Raw genomic sequence first — 4524 nt, forward strand, 5'->3', positions numbered from 1 at the left:
ACTTTCTGTATATTCCACGAACTCTCTCATAGATTTCACAGAAAATTTCCTGATGTTCTCGGTAATACTTTACATGCTCCTGAATTGGTTCCGTTACCTCTGAACGAATGCTTACCATTGCTTTACAGGCTTCTGAAACTGATGCATACATTCCCGTTCCCACTGCTGCCAAAATGGCTGCACCAAGACAGGCTTCCTCATCTACTTCTGTTGTATACACTGGCATATCCAGCATATCTGCCTGTATCTGTTTCCACGTATTTCCTCTGGCACCTCCGCCAGAAGAAATCAGACGCTCCTGGTAAATGTCCTTCTGATCAAAAATTTCTTTACATATACGAAGATTATATACTACACCTTCCATTACAGCCCGTACTATTGCAGCCTGATCATGAATTAAGCCAAGTCCAAAAAACACACCTCGCGCCCTAGGATCATTCCAAGGAGTTCTCTCTCCCGCTAAATATGGCAGAAAAAATATTCCATTACAGCCCGGAACAACTTTACCAGCTTCCTCATCCAAGGTTTCAAAGGAACAGCTTGTTTTCAAAATCTTATTTCTCAGCCAGCTTAATGTATTTCCTCCATTCATTGCTCCGCCTTGAAAAATATACATATCTGGAACACCATGACACCAAAGCTGACAACGCATTTCCTCATCCATTACCGACACATTCGTCACAGCTGCAATCTGTGAAGAAGTACCGATATTACATGAAATAATTCCTTCTCCTGTCACTCCATTTCCTATCAGCTGTGCCGCACAATCTCCTGTTCCAGCAACTACAGTTGTCCCCACCTTCAATCCAGTTTCCTCTGCCGCCTTCTTAGAAACAAAGCCTGCATCTTCATGAGATTTCAGTATTGGGGGCCAGATATCCGTTTTCAAATCCAGACGATGAAGCAGCTCTTTGCACCATTGTCTGTTTTTCATATCAAAAGCAAGCGTTGCACTAGTATCGCAGAAATCAGAAGCCACTTCGCCTGTCAATCGAAAACGAATATAATCCTTTGGCGAAAAAACAGTATATATTTTTTCGTATTCTTTAGGACGGTTGCGCTTCAACCATAAAAGAGAGCAGATTAACATTCCTGTTCCCGGACAGTTCAAAAGCTCTTCCCGAATCAAATTTCCTGCTTTTTCATAAATCTCCTCTTTTTCCAGAACAGATCTCTGATCCAAATGGATTATACTGTCACAAACAGGATTTCCATCTCGATCTATCGCCACAAGCCCGTGCATTTGCCCAGAAAAACCAATTCCTTGAATTTCCTCTGCATTAATTCCGCCTCTTTCCAATGCCTGTTGTACAGCTATTTTCGTACATTTCCACCACTCCCGCGGATCTTGTTCTGCATAACCAGGTTGAGATGTTTTCACCTCATATCCAGCTTGTCCAAGGCCTCTTATTTTTCCCTTTTCATCTGTAATCAGAGCCTTCACACTAGAAGTCCCTAAATCGATTCCCATCAGGTATGACATAATTTCCTCTTTTCAAATATAATTCACCATTTAACTGTCTGTCATTTGCTGTGTTCTTTATTATACTTTTTTCTTAAAACTGTTCGAACAGCTTCCATAATATGTTCTCTGGAAATACCAAATTTATGTGAAAGAAAATCACGACTTCCTACTTCACCAAAACAATCCGGAACTCCCACTCTTACAAACGGTACTGACATATTTTCTGCCAAAACTTCAGCCACTGCAGATCCCAATCCACCTATTTTATTATGATTTTCTGCTGCTACAATAGCACCTGTTTCTTCAGCACACGCTAAAATTAATTTATTGTCCAGTGGCTTAATTGTAAACATATCCACAACCCGAACACTAATTTTTTCTTTTTTTAGTTCCTCAGCCACACAAATTGCCTCATATACTTCAATTCCTGATGCAATTATGGTCACATCGCTTCCATCGTGTACTACAACACCTTTTCCAATTTGGAATTTCTGACCTTCTTCATAATATGATTCCACCTGTTTTCGCGGAAAACGAAGATATACCATACCATACGTTTCTGCAATCTTATGTAGCAGACTGCGAAGCAATGTAGGTTCTGCCACATCCAAAATCGTCATTTCCGGAAAAGAACGATAAATTCCAACGTCCTCAAAAGGCATATGCGTTCCCCCATTAGCCTCTGCCGTAATTCCTGGATCAGATCCTATAATTTTCAGGTTCGCATGATTATAACAGCCTGATAAAAATGCCTGATCGGCACATCTTCTTGATGCAAAAGTACCAAAACTATGTACAAATGGGATTTTTCCCTTTACTGACATTCCTGCTCCTACACCAACCATATTGGCTTCCATAATTCCCACATCAAATGCCTGATTTGGATATTTCTGAAACAGAGAAGAAGTCCCAATTGCTCCTGCAAGATCCGCCTCCAGATAAACCACATCTGGGTTTTCAACCATCAATTCTTCCAGAGTTTCTGCAAACACCTTTCTCAATTCAGCCATTTTCATCCCCCTTTCATCCTTCTTTCTGAGCATCCAGTTCTCGGTAGAATTCCGGAAGGCTGTCTTTCTTTACTGCCGTGGAATGACAATTTTTCATAGAAGCATAAAACTTCACTCCAGCACCTTTCACTGTATGAAGTACAAGAATCACAGGTTTTTTCTGCTCTTGTTTTGCCTGTTCTAGTGCAAAAAAGATTTCTTCCGTATCATTTCCATTCTCTACAGAAATAACTTTAAACCCAAAAGATTTAAATTTATCCTCTATACATCCAAGACAACATATCTCGTCGGTTGTTCCATCCAGCTGTTTTCCATTGGCATCAACCAACGTAATCATATGGTTAAGCCTTTGATGTGCAGCAAACAGCATTGCTTCCCATACCTGCCCTTCGTTCAACTCTCCGTCTCCCAAAATTAGATATGTATAATTTTCTCTTCCTGCCAGCTTATCTGCAAATGCAGCCCCTGCCGCAAGAGAAGCGCCCTGTCCAAGAGATCCGGTAGTCATGTCTACTCCTGGTGTTTTACTTCTATCTGTATGGCTCGGAAGAATAGTATCATTTTGATTTAATGTATCCAAAATATTTTCATCAAAGTATCCTTTTGCTGCAAGTGCTGCATACACGGCCGGACCACAATGGCCTTTCGAAAGCACCAGATAATCCCTATCTGATTTTCCAGGATCTGCGGGATCAATATTCATTACACTGCCATAAAGAACTGCCAGCGCATCTGCAATTGATAAGGAACCTCCCACATGTCCCGTTCCCTTTGATGCAATCGCACGAAGGATATTCTTCCGAATCTGTACTGCAAGGGCTTTTATTTCTCTATCATTATACTTCATGCATTTCACCTTCTTTTCTCCAGTTATCACGGAATTTTCTTCCATAGATATCTGCAGTTTTTATAGCTGAAAAAACGACGTCCTCATTTACGAAAAATGGCATATTCCCCCAGTTACTGTGCATGGATGCCTCAGCAATCTTTCTGATATTTTCATCAGTATTATTCACATGAAGATCTTCCAGACATACCGGCAATCCCACACTCATACAGAAAGCAAGTACTTCCTTCAGATATTTTTCATCTGCGCACTCTGCAATCAGTTGAACGATACAACCAAATGCAACTTTTTCTCCATGCATAGTCTTATCACTGTTTTCTACTGCAGTCAGACCATCATTCACAGAATGTGCACCAGATGTCGCATTATTCTCAAATCCAAGACCACTAAGAAGAATATTCGTTTCAATAATATTCTCTAATGCCTCTGTTACTACATGATTTTCACATGCAATTTTAGCTAAAACACCATATTTCATAAGTGATGCATAACATTCTCGTGCAATTGCTTTACCTGCCAGAGTCTGTCTGGTTCCTCCACTCTTATGATAAACCAAATTCGGAGTATCTGATTTTGCTGTTGATTCTGCCTCTATCAGTGTAGCCAGAGCATCCCCCATTCCCGAAATAAGAAAACGTACTGGGGCATCCGCAATAATCCTGCTGTCTACGATTAAGACACTTGGGCTATGATCATAAAAGAATTCTCCCTCGTGAGAACCATCTTCTCTATAAATAACGGAAAGGGAACTTGTTGGTGCATCTGTCGCAGCAATAGTCGGTACTACAAAAAAAGGAAGTCCCAGTTTTGTTCCTACAGCTTTTGCAACATCTATTGTTTTACCTCCTCCAATACCAATCACAAGATCCGGTTTCCATTCTCTAAGTTCTTCAGCCCGTATATCAATCAATTCTCTGGTAACCTCTGATTCAAAAGGAATCACTCGAAGTTCACAATCACTGTCTTTATAAATTATACGGAGTCTTTCTGAAAATTCTTCATATAAAAAACCATCAATAAATGCTGCAATATGTTTCCCAAACTTATCCGTATAAAACTTTATATTATTAAATTCTCCTGGTCCTTGTACATATCGCTCCGGGGAACACCAGCCTCTAGTAAATCTTCTCTTAATCTCCATATCTTTCTTGTATGATGTTTATAGAAGCTAAAACATCACCTTTTCCTTTCTTTTAGTAATG

Annotated in this window: 4 protein-coding genes; all 4 read right to left on the reverse strand. The window is 40.1% G+C overall.

Going from position 1 to position 4524, the window contains the following annotated elements; all coding sequences use genetic code 11:
* On the reverse strand, nucleotides 1-1483 hold a 1483-nt coding region (xylB, locus tag RDS42_RS12720; protein WP_308783990.1), incomplete at its 3' end, for a xylulokinase.
* 41 nt (nucleotides 1484-1524) lie between these two features.
* Entirely contained in the window at nucleotides 1525-2475 is a 951-nt protein-coding gene (locus RDS42_RS12725) for a transketolase C-terminal domain-containing protein (protein ID WP_308783991.1), read from the reverse strand.
* A 13-nt stretch (nucleotides 2476-2488) separates the two neighbouring features.
* Entirely contained in the window at nucleotides 2489-3322 is an 834-nt protein-coding gene (locus tag RDS42_RS12730; RefSeq protein WP_308783992.1) for a transketolase, read from the reverse strand.
* Nucleotides 3312-4463 carry a glycerol dehydrogenase gene (locus tag RDS42_RS12735; protein ID WP_308783993.1) on the reverse strand — a complete coding sequence of 384 codons (1152 nt, stop codon included), beginning with the start codon at nucleotides 4461-4463 and terminating at the stop codon, nucleotides 3312-3314. Before RDS42_RS12735 ends, RDS42_RS12730 begins: the two co-directional genes overlap by 11 nt.
* Nucleotides 4464-4524: the final 61 nt, after the last annotated feature.

The organism is uncultured Blautia sp. (assembly GCF_902497045.1).
In the GTDB taxonomy this organism is placed as follows: Bacteria; Bacillota; Clostridia; order Lachnospirales; family Lachnospiraceae; genus Blautia_A.

Bases quoted from the DNA above. Each gene is read 5' to 3' on its own strand.
- RDS42_RS12725 (WP_308783991.1), bottom strand. From the start codon at position 2,475: ATGGCTGAATTGAGAAAGGTGTTTGCAGAAACTCTGGAAGAATTGATG.
- RDS42_RS12730 (WP_308783992.1), bottom strand. From the start codon at position 3,322: ATGAAGTATAATGATAGAGAAATAAAAGCCCTTGCAGTACAGATTCGG.
- RDS42_RS12735 (WP_308783993.1), bottom strand. From the start codon at position 4,463: ATGGAGATTAAGAGAAGATTTACTAGAGGCTGGTGTTCCCCGGAGCGA.